Raw genomic sequence first — 18615 nt, 5'->3', positions numbered from 1 at the left:
GCACAAAATGTTTGCGGAAAACTGCCAACCAACCACTTGTTTGGTTGATGTCATTCTGCTAAGCTTACCAGCATGAAAGAGTTATTCAATACCGCAGTGGTGACCGGTGGCGCATCGGGTCTTGGCCAAGCGTTGGTGAGCAAGTTGAGCGCCAACGGCGTGAAGGTGACTGTTTTGGATCGGCATGACGGCCCCCCCCATGCATCCGTCCGGTATGTGATGTGTGATGTCACTTCAGAAGCTGAAGTGAAAAAGGCCTTGAGCGAGTCGGCAGAGCAATTCGGGGCTGCTCGGCTGATCGTGAACTGCGCGGGTGTTGGCAAAAACGCCCGATTGATTGGACGCAAGGGTGTCCACACCCTGGAGCTCTTTCGCGAAGTCATGGAGGTGAATGTGCTGGGCACGTTCAATGTGCTGCGACTGGCGGCCGAACAGATGATCGACCTGCCATTGACTGAAAACGGTCAAAGGGGGGTGATCATCAACATTTCCTCAATCGCTGCGTTTGATGGGCAGATCGGACAGGCTGCGTATTCTGCTTCCAAAGCGGCGGTCGCAGGCATGACCTTGCCACTGGCCAGAGAGTTGGGAAAGCACGCGATACGTGTCGTCACCATTTGCCCGGGCGTTTTCATGACGCCCATGGTGGAAGCCCATGTCTCGCAGGACGTGCTCGATGGCTTGTTGCAAAACGCTGCTTGGCCCCAGCGCCCGGGTAAGCCAGAAGAGTTTGCAGATTTTGTGATGGCTGTCGCAGCCAACCCCATGGTCAATGGGGAAACCATTCGACTCGATGGCGGTCTCCGGATGCCCCCGCTATGAATGCAGCAGCGGCAGGCTTTACCGAATTGGCCGTGGTGAATTGGTCCATTCAGGGTGCCAATGTGCTGGTCGCTGAACTCTCAAGCCTTGATGGAACTGAGCTTCCCAACTGGGAAGCAGGAGCACACATCGACATCCAGGCGACCGATCGCATGGGCCATGAGGTGGTCCGGCAGTATTCCTTGTGCAGCCGCCACGGCGAGAAGCATTGGCGCATTGCGGTACTGGGTGATCCCCATGGCAGTGGTGCATCGCTGAATCTTCAAAACGACATCAAGGCCGGACAAAGACTGCAAGCGCGTGGTCCACGCAACCTGTTTGCTTTGCCATCAGATGACCACCTGGTTGTGTTGGTTGCCGGGGGGATAGGCATCACCCCCATCTTGGCCATGGCTGAGACCCTCAGTGCGCAAAAAAGAAAATTCCGTCTTCACTACCATGCCCGAAGCCATGCGAGTGCGGCATTCGTTGAGGAGCTCAAGTCCTCAAGTTACGCCAGCGACGTGACTTTTTCATTTGATGACGAGAATTCTTCAAGCATTGCACAAATTTTCTCTGATGCAGATGCGCATGCATGGCTTTATACCTGTGGCCCGGCAGGCTTCATGACTGCGGTGATGGGTGCTGCCAAAGCGGCAGGTGTGCAAGACACAAAAATCAGAACAGAACTTTTTGGCGGATCGACAGCGCCAATTTCAGGAGGATCTGTACCAATGGATCAGGCATTCACCATCAAGATTCAATCAACGGGTGCCATGGTGGAGGTGCCCGTGGGCCAGACGGCAGTTCAGGCACTTTCGGCGGCGGGCATTGAGGTGCTGGTGTCGTGTGAACAGGGGCATTGCGGGTCTTGTTTGACGCCGGTTCTCGAGGGCACGCCAGACCACCGTGATCAATTCATGTTGCCCGAAGAGCATGAAAAAAATGACGCTTTCACGCCCTGTTGCTCTCGTTCCTTAACCCGTTGTTTGGTGCTGGATCTATGACTGAACCCCTTGTCTACGATCCGTCCAACGAGGCGATCAGAACCAATCCCTTTCCTTTCTACGAGGCATTGCAAGAACGGGATCCGGTGCACTGGAGCCCGGCGATCAAAAGCTGGATCATCACGCGCTATGACGATGTCAGGCAGGTGGCCATGTCGTCCAACATGTCATCGGATCGCTTGCGGCCTTTTTACGAGGCCTTGAAAGACGAGCGACGTGACATTCTTTCTGGTGTGATGCGCTACCTCAATGAGTGGCTGGTGTTCAAGGCGCCGCCTGAACACACCCGGCTTCGAAAGATGATGAATGTGGTCTTCTCGCTCCAGCTGATTCAGTCGCGAGAAGTCGCTATCCGAAAGACGGTGGAGCAATTGCTGGAAGCCGTGGATCCATCGAACGAAGTGGATTTCATGGAAAAAGTCGCTGTGCTGCTGCCCGCTTACGTCATTTTGGACATGATGGGTTTGCCGCGTGAGGACTTTGCTGAAATCAAGCAATGGTCCGACGATTTACGTTTGTTCATTGGCACATCGCGTTCAGAAGAAGACAAATACAGGAAGGCCAGAGATGGTGCCGATCGCATGTCTTCTTATTTCCGGGACGTGATTGCACAAAGGCGCAGCGCTCCCAGCGATGATGTCATCACCGCCATGGTGAATGCCAAGGATGCGAATGGCGCTTTGAGCGAGGATGAGTTGGTGGCCATGTGCATGCTCGTCTTGTTTGGGGGGCATGAAACGACGACCAGTTTGCTGGGCAGTGCCGTGGTGGCACTGATTCAGCACCCGGAGCAAAAGCAAAAACTGCACGATGACCCCGCGCTGATTGATGCTGCCGTTGAGGAGTTTCTGCGCTACGACGGGCCCAGCAACAGCATTGCGCGCGTGGCTGCGGTCGACCATGAGTTGCATGGTAAAAAATTGGTGGCCGGTGATCGTGTGTTTGCAATGATCAATGCAGCCAACAGAGACCCGCGTCGATTTGATCGGCCTCATGAGTTGATTCTGAACCGCACCCCCAATCGGCATTTGACCTTTGGTCAAGGTCTTCACTTTTGTCTTGGCGCTCCTTTGGCGAGGCTCGAGGCCAAGGTGTGCATCGGGTCACTGGTGGCCCAATACCCTGCCATGCGCTTTGGGCAAGGCGAGGTGAAGTGGTTGGATGCCTTGGTCATGCGCGGCCCCACGCAATTGCCCTTGGTTCTCGGTTAAACCGGTTTGATCTCTGGAGGTTCCTCATGAGCGATGTTTATGTGATTGGTGTTTCGTGCACGCCCTTTGGCAAGCAGGCTGACAAAACATTCAAAGACCTCACCCGAGAAGCATTCATGGGGCTGCTCTCTGATGCGGGGGCCGATGTCGCGCATCAAATTCAGCAAGCCTGGTTTGGCAATTGCGGCATGGGCACCTTTGGGCAGCGCAATATCCGGGGTCAGGTGTGTTTTACCCCTTTGGTGCGCGAAGGCATTTTTCCGGAAAGGGTGCCGCTCATCAACGTTGAAGGCGGCTGTGCGACAGCCTCCATGGCGTTTCATGGTGCATACAAAGACATCCTTTCTGGCGAGTGTGATTTGTCGCTGGCCATGGGTGTCGAAAAAACATTTTTCCCGGGCGATCCTGAGCGCACCATGGAAATTTTTCAGGGTGGAATTGACCAGCTTGATCCGCACGAGTGGCAGGCGTATTACCTGAAGGCCGGCGAGCAATCGGGCAAACCTTTTGTGACCAACAGTGGCGGCGGGACCTTGTTCATGGACACCTATGCCATGCAGGCGGCGTACCACATGAAGACTTTCGGCACGACGCGTGAGCAGATCGCCTATGCATCTTCCAAAAACCACGCCATGGGGGCTTTGAATCCGAATGCGCAGTACCGGTTCACCATCACACCGGAGGAGGTGCTCAATGATCGGGAGATCAGTTGGCCTCTGACCCGCGCCATGTGTTCGCCCGTGGGTGATGGAGCGGCTGCTGCGTTGCTTTGCTCGGAGCGTTTTTTGCGTGAACTGCCCCAGCTTGTTCAGGAGCGGGCCATTGCGGTCAGTGCCAGCGTGTTGACCGGTGGAAAGTACCGCGACTTGGCCGAGCCGGGCCTGTCGCATGTGGCCGCCAAACGGGCTTATGCAAAGGCAGGTCTGTCGCCTTCAGACATCGACATTGCCGAGGTGCATGACGCGACATCGTTTTGTGAGATTTACCAGGCAGAAATGCTGGGATTTTGTGAAGTGGGTCAGGGCGGCGCTTATGTGGCCAGTGGTGCCACTTCTTTGGGGGGAGACCTGCCCATCAATTTGTCGGGCGGGCTGGTGTCCAAAGGGCACCCGGTCGGTGCCACTGGGCTGTCCATGATTTATGAGCTGGTGACCCAATTGCGGGGTGAAGCTGGCAGCAGGCAATCTGAAGGCGCAAACATTGCACTGGCAGAAAATGGTGGAGGGGTGATTGGCTTTGATGAAGCCGCTTGCTCCATCACCATTCTCCAACGCCAAAATTGATGTCCGCTTGGCGGATGATGACCGCCAGGTTCAAGGATGGTGGGTCTCTGCGCTTTTCCTGAAAAGAGAAAAAAGATGCTTGGCCACGGTGGCCGGTGCGTCACCACCCGGTTGGTACCACATGAGTGCGCCATTGAGAGCACCCAGAAGGCCCAAACGGAAGTAGCGCCTTTTGATGCCCGCTGGCAAGTCAACGGCATCGGTCAGTTCGGAGAACACTTTTTCGTACTTGTCACGTTGCGCCACCAATGCAGTGCGCATGCTGTCTGAATAATTGGCAGACCAATCGGCCAGAACGGTCGCCGCAGGACTTTCCCGCATGAGTAAGGCCTCTAGATGCGCAATGCAAGCCGCTTCAAGTCTTTGCCAAGGGTCGGTCAAGGGTTCGATGGCTTTTTCGACGTCGTTGACGAAACGATCCACCCCAGAGGCGTAAACCGTGATGAACAGTTCTTCCTTGGATCCAAAGTGGTGGTAAATCGATCCATGCAAAATGCCAAATGCAGCCGATATATCCCGCATCGACGTGTTGGCATACCCCCGTTCACCGAACAATTGCGCTGCTTTCTCAATCAACTCCGCCCTTCTGTCGCCAATAGCCCCCTCAGCCGTGTCTTTGGTCTTTGAGGGAGTGACACTGGCACTTTGGGGTGGCTTTTTCGCTTTGGGACTGGGTGTGGTGATGGGTTTCATCTCGTTGCGCGCATGTGTTGTCAGGATGTTAAACCTTAAATTCAGTGTTCATTGCGGCTTGATGTATTTTCAGGTTTTGGCATTCACCCAGTAGGGCTCACGCAAGATCCGCTTCAAGACCTTTCCCAAAGCATTGCGCGGGAAGTCTGGTCTCGTTTCGATGTTGGAGAGTCTTTGGTGTTTGGCCAAGCGTTCATTGCACCAAGACAGCATGGAGGGTGAATCAAAAATGGCACCAGGCCTGAGGATGACCAAAGCCAATGGTGTTTCTCCCCAGCGCTCATGCGGAACGCCAATGACCGTGGCATCCAGGACGTCGGCGTGTTGACCCAAAATTTCTTCCAGATCTGCAGGGAAAACATTGAAGCCGCCGGAAATGATCATGTCCTTTTTGCGGTCCACCAATGTGAGATAGCCATCTTCATCTTGGCGCCCTATGTCGCCCGAGCGAATGAATGTTCGCCCTCTTTCGTCCTGCCAAATCAGCTCTGCTGTTTCACCAGCTTTGCCGTGGTAGCCAGACATCATGCCTGGCCCATAACCTGCAATTTCACCAATTTCTCCGGGGCCAAGAACCAGCCCCGATTCATCCAGAATGCGCACCTCAAAACCCAGGACGGGGATGCCCACGGTGTCAAATTTGTCGGCAGGTGCACCCGGTTTGAGCATCGTCGCAAAGCCTTCACTGAAGCCATACAGTTCGATGAGTTTGTCACCCATGCGTTCGATGACTTGGCGTTTGGTTTCACGTCTCAGTGGCGAGCCTGCACAAAGGATCACTTCCAAGGTGCTCAGGTCATACGGGTCCATATCGGTCTGCAGCAGCGCAATGAACTGAGCAGGCACCATGAAGGTGTGTGTGATTTTTTCATCCTCCACCATTTTTGAAAATGCCATCGGATCGAAAGCAGGCATGACGACGCAGGTGCCACCACTGAACAGAACGGGCAGCATCATGAGCCATGTGCCGTTGGAATAAAGTGAAGTGGTGGTCAGTGCGCGGCTGCGGTCACTGAACCGCATTTCTATGGCGTTGGAAATGGCCCAATGCACTCTGGCCCGGTGACTTTGCATGATGCCTTTGGGTAAGCCTGTTGTGCCCGAGCTGTAGATGATGTTGAAGGCATCCTCAGAGCGGTAGACCACATTCGGGGTGTCCGTGGGCTGGGCATCGGTCAAGGCGCGGTAATCCTTCCATCCCTGAGCCTGACCGTGGACAACATAGCGCTGGTTTTCTTGAAGATGCACGAGTTCATCTTGATATGGACGCAGGCGCTCGATGAAGTCCGTGGTTGCAAATGCCTGTGTGGCCCCGCAATCGTTGATCAAGGAAGCCAGTTGTTGACCTGTGAGTAAACCGGAAAGCGGAACCACACAGCAGCCTGCTTTGACAATACCGAACATGACCTCGAGTATCTCCACCGAGTTGCCCATCATGACCACAACCCGGTCACCTCTCGAAGCGCCGGATGCCAAAAGTGCGTTGGCCACACGGTTCATGTTGTCGTTGAAATCGCCCCAAGTGCGTCTGACTGAGCCGCACACCACAGCTTCTTGGTGTTTGCGAAACTTACCGTGGCTGCTGAAGATGTCAGGTATTGTGATCTCGGCATGGTCAAGGGATAACAAGGTTTTCTCCTTCGGTGAATTCATGGTAATTTGGCTTGTCTTGGCAGATGGCTTGTCAGGTTGAAACACTGCATCCGTGGTTCACGGATCTTCTCTTTGAAACTTTATGTCGGTCAGCATGGATACAAAAGCGATTTCTTTATTCAAGGTTCCAGTGGTTGCCGCGCCCATGTTTTTGGTCAGCGGTATCGAGCTGGTGGTGGCCGCGGCCAATGCAGGCATTGTGGGATCGTTTCCAACGCTCAACGCCCGAACGCCCGGTTTGCTGGATGCTTGGCTGGCAGAAATCAAGGACCGAACCCGCGGCGCGAGCGGGCTTTTTGCGGCCAACCTGATCCTGCATCCATCCAATGGAAGGCGGGATGACGATTTGGACATCGTGATCAACCACCGTGTTCCTTGGGTCATCACTTCCGTTGGGTCGCCCGTCAATGTGGTCGAGCGCGTTCATGCCTATGGCGGTCAGGTGTTGGCAGACGTGGCCACCGTCAGGCATGCTCGAAAGGCAATACAGGCGGGCGTTGACATGCTGGTTCTTTTGACGGCAGGCGCGGGTGGCAATACGGGATGGATCAATCCCTTTGCCTTCATCGAGGAGGTCCGTGGCTTTTGGTCGGGCCCCTTGGCCGTTGCGGGTTGTTTGAGCACCGGGCGTCAAGTCAGAGCCATTCAAGTGGCGGGGGCTGACATGGCCTACATTGGAACGCCATTCATCGCCACGCCCGAAAGCATGGCGTTGCCAGCTTACAAAGAGGCCTTGGCGAGTGCGGGTGCCGATGACATTGTGAAGACCGATGCGGTGACGGGCATTCCTGCCAACTTTTTGAAATCGTCCCTGTTGGCGCAAGGCATCATGCAAGCCGATGGCAGTTTGCTGCCCAAGGGGTCGAGCGATTTGGCCAGTTGGAAAACCGCGTGGAGTGCAGGCCAAGGGGTGGCCTCTGTTGGTGCGGTGGAGACAGTGGCCCGAAGGGTTGAAATATTGCATCAAGAATGGCTTCAGGCCACTGAAGGTGTCGCCCGATAAACCACTGGCTCCATCTGTTCGGCAGTTCATATCGCCCTGTCTTTGCCCTGCCAGTAGCGCATTCGCAGTTCCCGTTTGAGCACTTTTCCCGTTGCGCTTCTGGGCAGACTGTCTGTGAACTCCAGGGACTTGGGTGAACTGACCGATCCGATTTGCGCTTTCACCAAGTTTTGAAGTTCAACAGCGTCGACCACGCAGTTGGGCTTGAGTTCCAAGACGGCGTGTACCGATTCACCCCACTTGTCGTCTGGGATGCCAAAGACACATGCTTCCTGTACGGCGGGATGCGTCATCAAAGCTTGCTCTACACCTGCAGAGTAGATGTTGAAACCACCTGAAATGATCACGTCTTTTTTCCGGTCCAGCAAAGTGATGCGGCCGTCTTGATCCATGGCACCCACGTCACCTGTGTGGTACCAGCCATATCGGTGCACCAAAGCAGTTGCGGGTTCATCGTCCAGATAGGCGGCATTGCTGACCCAGTCGCGTAAGACGATTTCACCGGGCTCGCCTGTTTCGCACCATTGGCCATCTTCGCGCATGACCCGTGCTTGTCGACTGATGGAGGGCGTGCCAATCGATCGCAAGACGTTCGCAGGCGCAGGTGTTGCGCCTTGCATGTGATCGGTGGGTGACAAAGAGGTGATGGGACCGATGGCTTCTGCTTGACCATACATGTTCACCATGACGGGACCAAAAACCGACAGGGCCTGTTTCAGGGGTTCTTCGGCCATGGGCGCTGCGGCATAAACAAAATGTTCCAGCGTTCCGTAATCAAATGATTTGATTTTTTCAGAGGCCAGCAGCATGTAAATCACGGTGGGTGGCAGAAAGAGGATTTGAATTTTTTCTTTCTCGATGGTTTCCAGGATTTCCAGGGGGTCAGCCTTGTCCAGCAACACATGCGTGGACCCTGTCATGGTGAGTGCGAAGATGAAGCTGCCCGCAAAGTGGGTCATGGGCGCCACAACCAAGTGACGTTTGGCTTCGTGCGCGCGCATGGCAAACAGCATGTCGACGCTGGTCACGTAGTTGGACAGGTGTGTGTGCAAAACCCCTTTGGAGCTGCCCGTGGTTCCGCTGGTGGAATACAGCGTCCAAGGCGCCAAAGGGTCGTTGGGCAGTTCTTTGGCGATCGATCCCGCAGGCGCCATCCAATCCATGAGTGAAGGGATTTCGCCATCTTGTTGGTCGAGACAGCACCATTGGGACAGTGCGTGCAGTTCTGCTTTCACATGTGCCGCCAGCGTGCCGACCAGGCTGTGATGCACCATGGCCGTGGGTTTGTGCTGCCGCAAAATGCCGGCATTAAGGATGGGACTGTTTCTGACATTGACGGGCACCAAGACCATGCCTGCGCGCCAGAGGCCGTACATGAAAATCAAGCCACGCCAATCGTTGGGGGACAAAAAGGCGACACGTGTACCCGGCGCAACGCCCATATGCTGGATTTTTGCAGCGATCCGATGGGACATCGAGACCGCCTCTTGGTAGCTCACGGACATGCCGCCCTGCTGGACGAAGATGGCGTTAGGCGTTCTCAAGCCCGCTTTGTCCAGCGCGTCTGTCGCCCTCATATTCTTCTCCTGATTTTCAGTCCATCAATTCGGGCAAGATGGTGGCGATGGCAGGGAAACCCATCAGCAATGCCAGCAACACCGCCTCCATGACGAGGAAGGGCATGACACCTGCAAACAATTGACGCGAATTGACGAGTCCCTTGCCCGATGACAAAACTGCAAACAAATTCAGACCCACGGGTGGCGTGATGGCGGCAATCTCGATGAGCTTGATGATGAGCACACCAAACCAGATGCCATTGATGCCCAAGGACGTGGAAATGGGATATAGGAACGGCAGCGTGATGATCATCAAAGACACACTGTCCACGAAGCAACCCAAGATCAAATACAGGATGACCACCAAGGCAATAAACACGAAGGCACTCATTTCGAGGGTGACCACCAATGCTTTGAGGTCGCCGATGAAGCCGCTGATCAGCAGGAATCGACTGAACAAGAGACCTGCCATGACGATCAAGAAAAGTACAGCGGAGATGCGTGCACTTTCAATGAGACTTTCCCAAAGAGCACCCTTGGGCAAACGCTTGGTAGAAAGGGCAATCAGAAGAACACCCGTGGCGCCAACGGCTCCTGCAGCTGAAGGCGGAAACGTGCCTGTGTAAATGCCGCCAACAACCAAGCCAATCAACAAGAAAACAGCCCAAGCTTTTGAAATGCCCTGCAGCTTTTGCTTCAAGCTGAATCTTTCACTGATCATAGGAGCCCATTCGGGTCTGTAGATCAGCATGATCCGAATGCCCACGATATAGCCCACTGCGGTCATGACACCGGGCAAGATGCCGGCGATCAGCAACTTGCCAATAGGTTCTCCCGTCAGCACTGCAAAAAGCACCATGGCAATAGAGGGTGGAATGAGCCCTGCCAGAGTGCCAGCAGCAGCAACACAGCCAGCAGACACGCCAGGGTTGTACCCATAGCGGATCATTTCTGGCAAAGCCATGCGCGTGAAGATGCTTGCTGCGACGGTTGTCGAGCCCGATATGGCTGCAAACATGGCTTGCGCCATCACCGTCGCCATCATCAGGCTTCCACGAATTCCACTTGTTAACTGGAACGCAGCTTTGTACAGATCAGTGATGATCCCGGCTCGTGATGCCAAAGTGCCCATCAAAACGAACAATGGAACAACAACAAAGTTGTAGTCACTTGCGAAGGCATAGGGCAGTGACTGGATCGTGGACAACAAAAAAGTGGGGCCAATGGCATAAAAAATGCCAACAATCGCAACGGTTCCAACTGAGTAGGCTACTGGGATGCCAAGACCCAACAGAACGAGCATGGCTACAAAACCTATTAAACCTACCGTCACTTGCTTTCCTTCAATGATGAGGAAGTGAAAATTTGCTGAATCAATTGACCCCCGATGGTCAGAACGCAAAGACTCGTCCCAATGGGGCATGCTAATTTCCAGGGCCAAATTAAAAACCCTGATGTGTCTGCAGATGCCTCAAAAATCATCACACTTTTGAATGCCTGATTCCATAGCCCATAGCTAATCAAGCCTACAAATAAAAGCCCGCACAAATTACCAAGGAAAGCGGTCATTTTTCTGGTTTTGTCACCCATGTAATGTTCGAATAAATCCACTCGAATATGTTCATTGCCTCTTTGAACAGGACTGCATGCCAAGAAAATACTGGTCGCTAAAAGCGTCCCGGACAGCTCTACTTTGTACGATATGTAAAAGCCCAGAACGTTGCCCATCACGATGTCTATTGAACCAATAACCATCATGATGAGCACAGCACTTGCGCAAACTGCAAGTGCTGCTTTTTCAATCCATTGAATTAATTTATTCATCTTCAACTGAGATCAGTTGCGCGAGTTTGCAAAGCTTTGAGCAGCTTTCCTTTGCAGGGGAATCAATTCTTTGATCTTCTCGCCCAGGCCGTCTTTCGTGGACTTGTCCACCCAGATTTGGATCATGTCAGGCGAACGCGCGATGAAATTTTGCAGATCTTTCATCTGAACGATGCTGCCACCTGTGGCTTTGAATTTGTCCATCGCATCGGCTTCGACTTTGGGCAGAGCCGCCAGGTCTTTTTGCATGGCTTCTTGAGCCACTTGCGTGAACAATGTCTGTACCGAGCGTGGCCATGCGTTGTAAGCCTTGGCGGGCACATACATCTGGAATGTTGTGAAGGAGCCCGTATTCAAATCTGAAAGATACGGCGCGACTTTTTGCAGATCTGAAAAAGGCGTCCATTCGATGGGGCCGAAGTTGCAATCGAGCGTTCCACGCTGCAGACCTTCGCGGATTTCCGTCGCTTGAACCCGCGTTGGCACCATGCCATAAGCCTCCATCCAAATGGGCACATAGGCGCCACCAACCGCTCTGACTTTCAATCCTTTGAGGTCGGCGGATGTGTTGACCGCCTTGTTACAAAGTAGTTTGTAAGGGGAGGGTACTGTCCACTTGATGACTTTGAGGTTTTGAGCCTGGAGTTCATCGGTCACAGTTTTGGTCGCGTAGCTGGCACGCGCCAATTCGGAGCCTGTCTTCGCATCAGCCGATACCCTGTTGAGAAGACCGGCTGAAACAGAAGTTAATGGAAGCTCAGAAGCATGAACAGCTTGAGCGAATACGCCGATGTCAACAGCGCCATTGCCGACGAGGTTTTTAATTTCTGTGAGGCCACCCAGCTGACCAGACCAGAAAATTTGAATTTTGATCTTTCCGCCAGATCGTTTTTCAATCTCTTCAGCAAACCACTTGTCCCATTCGGCACCCGGAAAAGTTTGCGCCAGAGGGTGTGCCATCTTCAGTGACAAGGATGGGTAATCTTGAGCTTGCGAGGGTAGTGCAAGTGCCAGTGCAGCGCAGGTAACCAAAAAATGTTTCTTCATCGGTGACTCCAAGTCGTTTTTCAAAGTTGCCACATGGTGGAAATTGATGTGTGCCCCCTTCATGCTATCGATTGAGGTCCGACAAAACAATCGTTTGGTTGTTGACTTTTTTAGGGGTTTACCCGCTACCCCTTGTTTTCGAAACACTTCGCCATCGGGGCATCACCCTCTAGGCCACGCCATCACCCCCCGCAGCCCCACCCCATAACTTTCAAACCCCTGCTCAGCCCAGCGCGCGCTGCTGTCGATGCAGTCGTGCTGGTGGCCATGCACCGTGGTGCGCACGCCCATGCGGCGCGCCAGTTCGTCCAGCTCGTGGAATCCGTGTTCGTGGTAGCCGGGGGCTTCGTGGGTGATGAGGATGTCGGCCTGCAGCGCGGCCAGTTGTTCGACTTCGTCGGGGTAGATGCTGGACCAGTGCTTGAGGTGCACGCCGCCTTGCCAGCGGTCTTGGCGTGGGGTGATGCGGGTGTGTTCTTCGCGGTTGCGAAACTTGGGGGCTTGTGCGTCTTTGGGGTACCACACCGCACCACGAAACACGCCGCCCAGCCCGCCAATGCGCGTGCCGCAGGGCAGGGTGACGACGCGGCCGTGCAAGTTGCGCTCGCTCACATCGTCGTGCCACACGTTGGCAAAGTTGTCCGCATGGTCGGTGTCGTGGTTGCCGTGGATGAACCAGACGCGCTCCCAAATCGCTTCCAGCTCGATGTGCAGCGGCCGGGCCGGCTCCAGGTCGCCGAGCAGGATCACGGCGCGGACGCGTGTTTGCAAGGCGGCATCGATGATGTGCTGCCATTGGCCGTGCGGGTCGCCGCAAAAGAGGATGGGGCCGGGGTGCATGGGGGCGTCAACTGCTCAGCAATTGCACATAGGCTTGGTAGCTGAAATGGCGGTTCTTTTTTTGTCCAGTCTGCTCCACCACGATACCCAGCGCCTCCAGTGTCTTGACTGCTGCGGTGGCCGTGGGGAAGGTGGTGTTCAGGCGTTCGCAGACTTGGTCGATGGAAAAGATGGGCATCAGTGGCAAGAGTTCAAACAGGCGAAGACTGGCTGGGGTGATTTTGGGGGCCTGCAACAAGCGACGTCTGTCGGTATTGATCAGGCTGGCCAGTGCAACAATGCCGCGTTCTGCCGTGTCTGCTGCACGGGCAACGCCTTCAAGAAAGAAGGCCACCCAGCCCTCCCAGTCGCCATCAGTGCGGACTGCGGAAAGTCGTTGGTAGTACTCGGATTGATGCTGCTTGAGGTAGGCGCTGACGTAAACCAAGGGCTGTGACAGCAAGCCCCACTGTTCCATGAGTGCAGCAATGAGCAAACGGCCAATACGGCCGTTGCCATCCAGAAATGGGTGAATGGTTTCAAACTGGGCGTGGACCAGTCCGATCCGTACCAAGGGGGGCAAGGTGTCTTGTGTGTCTACTTGGTGAATGAAGCTTTCCAGATCAGCCAGCAGCGCCGAGACATGTTCTGGCGGTGCAGGCACAAACACGGCGTTGCCGGGGCGCGTGCCGCCAATCCAGTTCTGAGACTTTCGTAATTCGCCGGGTTGGCGGCCTGCGCCGCGAGCTCCGTCCATGAGCAGGCGGTGTGCTTGGCGCATCAGGCGCACGCTCATGGGCAGGCCTTTGGGGTCGCGCAAGGTGTCTTGTGTCCAGCGAAAGGCACGCAGGTAATTGGTCACCTCTTCCACATCATCGGTGTTGCTGACCGTCAGCCCAGCTTCTTTGTCAAACAGGTCGATCAGCGTCGCTTGGGTGCCTTCAATCTGAGAGGTGAGGAGGGCTTCTTGGCGAATGGCGCTGTAGAGCAGCCAGTCAATGGACGGCACCAGCCCGGCAACCCCTTGAAGACGCGCCAACGACAGTTCGGCCGTGCGGTTGAGCTCGGCATAGCTGGAGGCGTCGAGCACGGGCGTCGCAGGCGGCAGGGCGTGCGGTACGAACGCCCGCACACTCTCTCCAAGGGTGGTGGATATGACGTATGACCCGGTGACGCGCATGGCAAGTGATTAAAGTTTGCTTGAATACAAGGTCACACATTAAAGCATTCTTTAATTTGATGCAAGACCGTAAAAACCGACTCACATCGCCGAATCGATGATGTGCTGCATGTGATATGAGGTGTTTATTAAGTAACACCGCAGCTATACTGAAGGAAACAGGAGTCATCACATGCCCACCTTTTCCGTCAAATTGGATGATCAAGCCCGAGCCAAAGTGCAGCTGGCCGCAAGCCAGCGTGGGGTCACGCCGCACGCGTTCATGGTGCAGGCCATCGAGTCGGCGGTCACCCGCTCGACGGAGGATGAAGCCTGGGTGGCCAAGGCACTGCTGGCCAGGCAAAACTTGCTGCAAACCGGCTTGGGTGTGGATGGGCAGGCCATGGCGGCCTACCTCAAGGACAAGGTGCGCGGCATCGACAGCCAACGCCCGCCCGTGCAGGGGCTGGAGCAATTGCTGGCCCCGCGTTCATGACGCGTCTGGTGCACTCGCCCGAGGCTGCTCAGGACCTCGAAGAGCTGGTGGATTTTTTGCGTCTCAACCGGCCTGAATACGCAGTTGAAACGGTGGACTTGGTGCTGGACGCTTTGTCTGTGTTGGAGCGTCACCCACTCATGGGCCGCCCTGTGCCCCAAGGCATGCGTGAGTTGGTGATTTCACGAGGACGTTCTGGCTATCTGGCTTTGTATGTTTTTGACGCTGATGCTGATGTCGTGTTCGTACTGGCCTTGCGGCATCAGCGAGAGCAGGACTATCACTGATCTGCTATCCGATTGACTTGGCTGCCTTCACATCGCTGGATAGTCGATGTACCCCTCAGGCCCCGGCGCGTAAAAGGTGCTGGAGTTCGCTTTGACCAATGGGGCGTTGGCTTTGAGGCGTTGCACCAGGTCGGGGTTGGAGATGTAGGCGCGGCCAAAGGCCACGGCGTCGGCGCTGCCTGAGGCGATGGCGTCGATGGCCATGTCGCGGGTGTAGCCGTTGTTGGCGATATAAGCGCCTTTAAAGGTCTGGCGTGCCCACGCAAAGTCAAAGCCGGTCAGGTCGCGCGGGCCACCGGTGGCGCCTTCCACAAAGTGGATGAAGGCGATGCCGCGTTGGCTGAGCGCTTCGACCAGCGGGCCGAACACAGCCTGGGGATTGCTCTCGGCCGAGTCGTTGGCGGGCGAGACGGGCGACAGGCGGATGCCGGTGCGGCCTGAGCCGATTTCGGCGGCCACAGCGTCGACCACTTCGAGTGCAAAGCGGATGCGGTTTTGCGGCGAGCCGCCGTAGCCGTCGGTGCGCAAGTTGGTGCTGTCGCGCAAGAACTGGTCGATCAGGTAGCCGTTGGCTCCGTGGATTTCCACGCCGTCAAAACCAGCGCGCATGGCGTTGGCCGCGCCCTGGCGGTATTGCTGCACCACCTCTTTGATTTCTTCCGCGCTCAGGGCGTGTGGCACCGGGGCGGGCACTTTGCCGTTGCGGCCGTAGGCCATCACTTTGGCGGCCACGGCCGAGGGGGCGATGGGTTCAGCGCCGCCGGTCAAATCGGGGTGCGAGATGCGGCCCACATGCCAGATTTGCGCAATGATTTTTCCGCCGGCCGCGTGCACAGCCTGGGTGATCGGCTTCCAGCCTTCGACCTGCGCGTCTGAGTGAATGCCGGGCGTGGCCACATAGCCTTTGCCCCCGGGCGAGACCTGCGTGCCCTCGCTGATGATCAGGCCCGCGTTGCTGCGCTGGCGGTAGTACTCGATGTTCATGGCGCTGCCGGGGATGTCGCCGGCGGGCTCGTCGGCGCGGCAACGGGTCAGCGGGGCCATGACCACGCGGTTGGCCATCTCGATGTCGCCGATGCGGGTGGGTTGGAAGAGCTGGGCAAGGGTGTCGGTCATGGGGTGGGCTTTGCAAGGCAGAGGGTTCAAAACGGATGCGTTGATTATGGTTTGAACTGATACCTGTTGATCCGGCAACCACTTATCCGTCATCCCGGACTCCGATCCGGGATCCATGGCTGGTGATGAAGGTCCATTGATAATGATGCTCCCCCTCCAAGCCGGACCACACCGTGAGCGCCATCGCCATCATCGACTTTGAAACCACGGGCATTTCGCCGGGCATGGGCGACCGCGCCACCGAGGTGGCGGTGGTGATGCTGGAGGGTGGGCAGGTGGTGGACCGTTACCAAAGCCTGATGAACGCCGGGGTTCGGGTGAACAGTTTTATCACGCTGCTCACTGGCATCACCAACGAGATGGTGCAAGCCGCGCCGCCGGCAGACCAGGTGATGCGCGAGGCGGCTCGGTTTGTGGCGGGCAGGCCGATGGTGGCGCACAACGCGTCATTCGACAAAAAGTTTTGGCAAGCCGAGTTGGCGCGCTGCGGCGAGGACGGCTCGCACCCCTTTGCATGCACCGTGCTGCTGTCGCGCCGCCTGTATCCGCAAGCACCCAACCACAAGCTGGGCACGCTGGCCGCTTTGCACCATTTGCCGTCGTCAGGCCGCGCCCACCGGGCCTTGGCCGATGCCGAGATGGCTGCGCATTTGTTGGCGCAAATGCAGCATGACCTGAAAAACCGCTACGGCTGCCAGCAGCCCGACCACGCTTTGCTGATGGGCCTGCAACGCACCAGTCGGCATTTGGTGGGGCCGTATTTGAGGCAGCATGCAGGTGGTTGAGCACAGCCATGGAGGCGCGAAGAAAAGTCGCATCCCGATCTCCATTCAACGTTGCAAAAAGTTCCGAAAAAACTGGGGAAAACTCGCCTTTGGCAAATGTTTACGCTGTTTTTCAAAGCTGAAAAAAAGCTCAAATGCCAATACCCACGACCAGCGCCATTTCAATTTAACCGGCTGGGGTTTTCAGGCGGCGTGTCACGCAGGTAACTGCATCCGTGCTGGCGGGCGTAGGTACTAGGGTTTTCCCTTGCGGGCGTGTGGGTGTCGGGTGACATACTGATTCGAGCAGCAAGAACATGGTGGCTGCCACGAAATCATTCACCCCATCCAGGAGACTTTCAAGATGTTAAAGACGAACAAACGCGCAATGCTCAAGGCACTTGGTGCTGCAGCCATGGTGGCAGGCATGTCTGCAGGCCCTGCTTGGGCGCAGGCCCCGATCGTCCTGAAAATGGCGCACATTTACAACCCTGGCAACATCTGGTTCAATGCCGCTGAGTCTTATGCCAAGGCGGTAGAAACCAAGTCGGGTGGCAAGGTCAAGATCCAGATCGCGGCCAGCGGCTCGACCGGCGATTGGCCTGCCTCGATCGAAGGCCTGAAGATCGGCACCAACGACATCGTGCTCCAGTCCATCGGTACGCTCGACCGTTACAACGTGCTGCCAGGCCTAGAGGCTTATCCTTATCTGGTGCGCGATGTCGACCACTTCAAGAAGGTTTACTACGGCCCTGTGGGTGCCGAGTTCATGGAAGAAGTGGCCAAAAAGAGTTCTTTCCGCATCATTGGTGCGGGCTACCGTGGCGCACGCTGGCTCAGCTCTAACAAGCCTGTGGCATCGGTGGCCGACATCAAGGGCTTGAAGCTGCGCGTGCCCCCGCTCAAGATGTACCGCATGACCTGGGAGTTGCTGGGTGCCAGCCCGGTGCCCATGGGTATGGCCGAGATGTTCACTTCTATGCAGCAGGGCGTGGTTGACGGGCAGGAAAACCCGCTGGAGATCATCGACACGATGAAGTACTACGAAGTGCAGAAGTACGCCATCGACACGCGCCATGTGATCGGCGCCATGACCTGGATTTATTCGGACGCACGCTTCAAGCGTCTGCCTGCTGACGTGCAGAAACTCCTGAAAGACGAAGGCGAGCGTGTGATGCTGGAGGCGACCGACACCATGGTGTCGACAGAAGGCGCCTTACGCAAGAAGCTCGAAGGCCACGGCATGAAGTTCAACGCCATTGACACCGTGGCCATGAAAGCCCGCGTGGCCGACATTGGCAAGGAGTTCCCTGACTTGGCACCTTGGGCCATCAAGTTCGCGAACGTCAAGTGAGCGAGCGAGCCTCTGAAACTGGGGCGCCGAAGGGCTTGTCCCGGTTGGCCATTGCCTGGGCCGTGCGCATCGAAAAAACCCTCAACATCTTGTTGGGACTGATGCTGCTGGCCTTGGCCTTGTCTTTGTTTTACCAAGTGTTTGGCCGGTATGTCATCGGTAAAGCGCCTGGGTGGACCGAAGAGGTTGCCCGCATGCTGGTGGCCTGGATGGCCATGCTTGGGGCTGCCGCCTGCCTGCGCGATGGTGGGCACATTGCTGTGGGGGCATTGGTCAACGCCGTGCCCCCATCTGTTCGCAGTTGGCTGCTGGCTGTTCGGGATTTGTGCATCATGACCACAGCCGCCGTTTTGGCTTGGTCGGGCGCACGTTTCGCCGACATGAACGCGACGCAGGACTCCCCTGCACTCGAAATTTCCATGGCCATCCCTTATTCGGCGATGGGCATTGGCGCGGTGTTGCTGGCGCTGATGCTCACCTTGGCCCGCATGGGGGGTGAGACACCTCCGGTCGACTCGCTGTCCTCAACCGATTGAGAA

Annotated in this window: 19 protein-coding genes; 10 read left to right on the top strand and 9 right to left on the bottom strand. The window is 56.0% G+C overall.

The window, feature by feature from the left end; all coding sequences use genetic code 11:
* Window positions 1-72 precede the first annotated feature (72 nt).
* Genes B9Z49_RS18720 through B9Z49_RS18705 form a run of 4 tightly spaced genes read left to right on the top strand, consistent with a single transcriptional unit; the run spans window position 73 to window position 4302 of the window.
* Complete coding sequence (locus B9Z49_RS18720) at window positions 73-822, top strand: SDR family NAD(P)-dependent oxidoreductase (RefSeq protein ID WP_108354961.1); 750 nt, start codon at window positions 73-75, stop codon at window positions 820-822.
* Complete coding sequence (locus tag B9Z49_RS18715; protein ID WP_108354960.1) at window positions 819-1808, top strand: PDR/VanB family oxidoreductase; 990 nt, start codon at window positions 819-821, stop codon at window positions 1806-1808. The genes B9Z49_RS18720 and B9Z49_RS18715 overlap by 4 nt, the downstream gene beginning before the upstream one ends.
* Window positions 1805-3019 carry a cytochrome P450 gene (locus B9Z49_RS18710; protein ID WP_108354959.1) on the top strand — a complete coding sequence of 405 codons (1215 nt, stop codon included), beginning with the start codon at window positions 1805-1807 and terminating at the stop codon, window positions 3017-3019. The genes B9Z49_RS18715 and B9Z49_RS18710 overlap by 4 nt, the downstream gene beginning before the upstream one ends.
* A 26-nt stretch (window positions 3020-3045) precedes the next feature.
* Complete coding sequence (locus B9Z49_RS18705) at window positions 3046-4302, top strand: thiolase family protein (protein WP_108354958.1); 1257 nt, start codon at window positions 3046-3048, stop codon at window positions 4300-4302.
* Between the two features lie 30 nt (window positions 4303-4332).
* Here the strand turns inward: B9Z49_RS18705 and B9Z49_RS18700 are convergent, their stop codons facing one another.
* Together B9Z49_RS18700 and B9Z49_RS18695 are read right to left on the bottom strand one after the other, a co-directional pair.
* Window positions 4333-4995, bottom strand: a complete 663-nt coding sequence (locus B9Z49_RS18700) for a TetR/AcrR family transcriptional regulator (protein WP_108354957.1) — start codon at window positions 4993-4995, stop codon at window positions 4333-4335.
* 69 nt (window positions 4996-5064) lie between these two features.
* Window positions 5065-6624, bottom strand: a complete 1560-nt coding sequence (locus B9Z49_RS18695) for a class I adenylate-forming enzyme family protein (RefSeq protein ID WP_158273542.1) — start codon at window positions 6622-6624, stop codon at window positions 5065-5067.
* Window positions 6625-6742: 118 nt separating this feature from the next.
* Between B9Z49_RS18695 and B9Z49_RS18690 the strand changes: the two genes are divergently transcribed.
* Window positions 6743-7651: a nitronate monooxygenase family protein gene (locus B9Z49_RS18690; RefSeq protein WP_108354985.1), complete on the top strand. Its 909-nt coding sequence runs from the start codon at window positions 6743-6745 to the stop codon at window positions 7649-7651.
* Window positions 7652-7677: 26 nt separating this feature from the next.
* On the opposite strand, the gene B9Z49_RS18685 is transcribed toward B9Z49_RS18690, so the two are convergent.
* The 6 genes from B9Z49_RS18685 to B9Z49_RS18660 all read right to left on the bottom strand — a co-directional run bounded on the left by B9Z49_RS18685 (window position 7678) and on the right by B9Z49_RS18660 (window position 14080).
* Window positions 7678-9228 (bottom strand): class I adenylate-forming enzyme family protein, encoded by a 1551-nt coding sequence (locus tag B9Z49_RS18685; RefSeq protein WP_108354955.1) that lies wholly within the window; start codon window positions 9226-9228, stop codon window positions 7678-7680.
* A 16-nt stretch (window positions 9229-9244) separates the two neighbouring features.
* Complete coding sequence (locus B9Z49_RS18680) at window positions 9245-10513, bottom strand: TRAP transporter large permease (protein WP_158273541.1); 1269 nt, start codon at window positions 10511-10513, stop codon at window positions 9245-9247.
* Window positions 10514-10539: 26 nt separating this feature from the next.
* Entirely contained in the window at window positions 10540-11034 is a 495-nt protein-coding gene (locus B9Z49_RS18675; protein WP_108354953.1) for a TRAP transporter small permease, read from the bottom strand.
* A gap of 12 nt (window positions 11035-11046) precedes the next feature.
* A complete protein-coding gene (gene dctP, locus B9Z49_RS18670) occupies window positions 11047-12081 on the bottom strand; it encodes a TRAP transporter substrate-binding protein DctP (RefSeq protein ID WP_158273540.1) in 1035 nt (344 codons plus the stop codon).
* 162 nt (window positions 12082-12243) lie between these two features.
* A complete protein-coding gene (locus tag B9Z49_RS18665; RefSeq protein ID WP_108354951.1) occupies window positions 12244-12921 on the bottom strand; it encodes a metallophosphoesterase in 678 nt (225 codons plus the stop codon).
* 7 nt (window positions 12922-12928) lie between these two features.
* Window positions 12929-14080, bottom strand: a complete 1152-nt coding sequence (locus tag B9Z49_RS18660; RefSeq protein ID WP_108354950.1) for a Fic family protein — start codon at window positions 14078-14080, stop codon at window positions 12929-12931.
* Between the two features lie 172 nt (window positions 14081-14252).
* Between B9Z49_RS18660 and B9Z49_RS18655 the strand changes: the two genes are divergently transcribed.
* Window positions 14253-14555, top strand: a complete 303-nt coding sequence (locus B9Z49_RS18655; protein WP_108354949.1) for a CopG family ribbon-helix-helix protein — start codon at window positions 14253-14255, stop codon at window positions 14553-14555.
* Window positions 14552-14842, top strand: a complete 291-nt coding sequence (locus B9Z49_RS18650; RefSeq protein ID WP_108354948.1) for a type II toxin-antitoxin system RelE/ParE family toxin — start codon at window positions 14552-14554, stop codon at window positions 14840-14842. Before B9Z49_RS18655 ends, B9Z49_RS18650 begins: the two co-directional genes overlap by 4 nt.
* Before the next feature lie 27 nt (window positions 14843-14869).
* Here the strand turns inward: B9Z49_RS18650 and B9Z49_RS18645 are convergent, their stop codons facing one another.
* Window positions 14870-15958, bottom strand: coding sequence for an alkene reductase (locus tag B9Z49_RS18645; protein ID WP_108354947.1), 1089 nt, complete (start codon window positions 15956-15958; stop codon window positions 14870-14872).
* A 173-nt stretch (window positions 15959-16131) separates the two neighbouring features.
* Between B9Z49_RS18645 and B9Z49_RS18640 the strand changes: the two genes are divergently transcribed.
* The 3 genes from B9Z49_RS18640 to B9Z49_RS18630 all read left to right on the top strand — a co-directional run bounded on the left by B9Z49_RS18640 (window position 16132) and on the right by B9Z49_RS18630 (window position 18612).
* Complete coding sequence (locus B9Z49_RS18640; RefSeq protein WP_108354946.1) at window positions 16132-16743, top strand: PolC-type DNA polymerase III; 612 nt, start codon at window positions 16132-16134, stop codon at window positions 16741-16743.
* Between the two features lie 343 nt (window positions 16744-17086).
* Window positions 17087-18076 carry a TRAP transporter substrate-binding protein gene (locus B9Z49_RS18635; RefSeq protein WP_108354945.1) on the top strand — a complete coding sequence of 330 codons (990 nt, stop codon included), beginning with the start codon at window positions 17087-17089 and terminating at the stop codon, window positions 18074-18076.
* Window positions 18073-18612 carry a TRAP transporter small permease gene (locus B9Z49_RS18630; RefSeq protein WP_158273539.1) on the top strand — a complete coding sequence of 180 codons (540 nt, stop codon included), beginning with the start codon at window positions 18073-18075 and terminating at the stop codon, window positions 18610-18612. The genes B9Z49_RS18635 and B9Z49_RS18630 overlap by 4 nt, the downstream gene beginning before the upstream one ends.
* The last annotated feature ends 3 nt before the right edge of the window (window positions 18613-18615 follow it).

Origin of the sequence: Limnohabitans sp. 2KL-51 (genome assembly GCF_003063645.1) — a bacterium.
In the GTDB taxonomy this organism is placed as follows: domain Bacteria; phylum Pseudomonadota; class Gammaproteobacteria; order Burkholderiales; family Burkholderiaceae_C; genus Limnohabitans_A.
Note: the sequence above shows the minus strand (reverse complement) of the source record. Positions and strands in the feature narration are given on the sequence as shown.

Bases quoted from the DNA above. Each gene is read 5' to 3' on its own strand.
- B9Z49_RS18685 (WP_108354955.1), bottom strand. From the start codon at position 9,228: ATGAGGGCGACAGACGCGCTGGACAAAGCGGGCTTGAGAACGCCTAAC.
- B9Z49_RS18715 (WP_108354960.1), top strand. From the start codon at position 819: ATGAATGCAGCAGCGGCAGGCTTTACCGAATTGGCCGTGGTGAATTGG.
- B9Z49_RS18660 (WP_108354950.1), bottom strand. From the start codon at position 14,080: ATGCGCGTCACCGGGTCATACGTCATATCCACCACCCTTGGAGAGAGT.
- B9Z49_RS18720 (WP_108354961.1), top strand. From the start codon at position 73: ATGAAAGAGTTATTCAATACCGCAGTGGTGACCGGTGGCGCATCGGGT.
- B9Z49_RS18700 (WP_108354957.1), bottom strand. From the start codon at position 4,995: ATGAAACCCATCACCACACCCAGTCCCAAAGCGAAAAAGCCACCCCAA.
- B9Z49_RS18650 (WP_108354948.1), top strand. From the start codon at position 14,552: ATGACGCGTCTGGTGCACTCGCCCGAGGCTGCTCAGGACCTCGAAGAG.
- dctP (WP_158273540.1), bottom strand. From the start codon at position 12,081: ATGAAGAAACATTTTTTGGTTACCTGCGCTGCACTGGCACTTGCACTA.
- B9Z49_RS18710 (WP_108354959.1), top strand. From the start codon at position 1,805: ATGACTGAACCCCTTGTCTACGATCCGTCCAACGAGGCGATCAGAACC.
- B9Z49_RS18635 (WP_108354945.1), top strand. From the start codon at position 17,087: ATGTTAAAGACGAACAAACGCGCAATGCTCAAGGCACTTGGTGCTGCA.
- B9Z49_RS18665 (WP_108354951.1), bottom strand. From the start codon at position 12,921: ATGCACCCCGGCCCCATCCTCTTTTGCGGCGACCCGCACGGCCAATGG.
- B9Z49_RS18705 (WP_108354958.1), top strand. From the start codon at position 3,046: ATGAGCGATGTTTATGTGATTGGTGTTTCGTGCACGCCCTTTGGCAAG.
- B9Z49_RS18645 (WP_108354947.1), bottom strand. From the start codon at position 15,958: ATGACCGACACCCTTGCCCAGCTCTTCCAACCCACCCGCATCGGCGAC.
- B9Z49_RS18655 (WP_108354949.1), top strand. From the start codon at position 14,253: ATGCCCACCTTTTCCGTCAAATTGGATGATCAAGCCCGAGCCAAAGTG.
- B9Z49_RS18680 (WP_158273541.1), bottom strand. From the start codon at position 10,513: ATGCTCGTTCTGTTGGGTCTTGGCATCCCAGTAGCCTACTCAGTTGGA.
- B9Z49_RS18690 (WP_108354985.1), top strand. From the start codon at position 6,743: ATGGATACAAAAGCGATTTCTTTATTCAAGGTTCCAGTGGTTGCCGCG.
- B9Z49_RS18675 (WP_108354953.1), bottom strand. From the start codon at position 11,034: ATGAATAAATTAATTCAATGGATTGAAAAAGCAGCACTTGCAGTTTGC.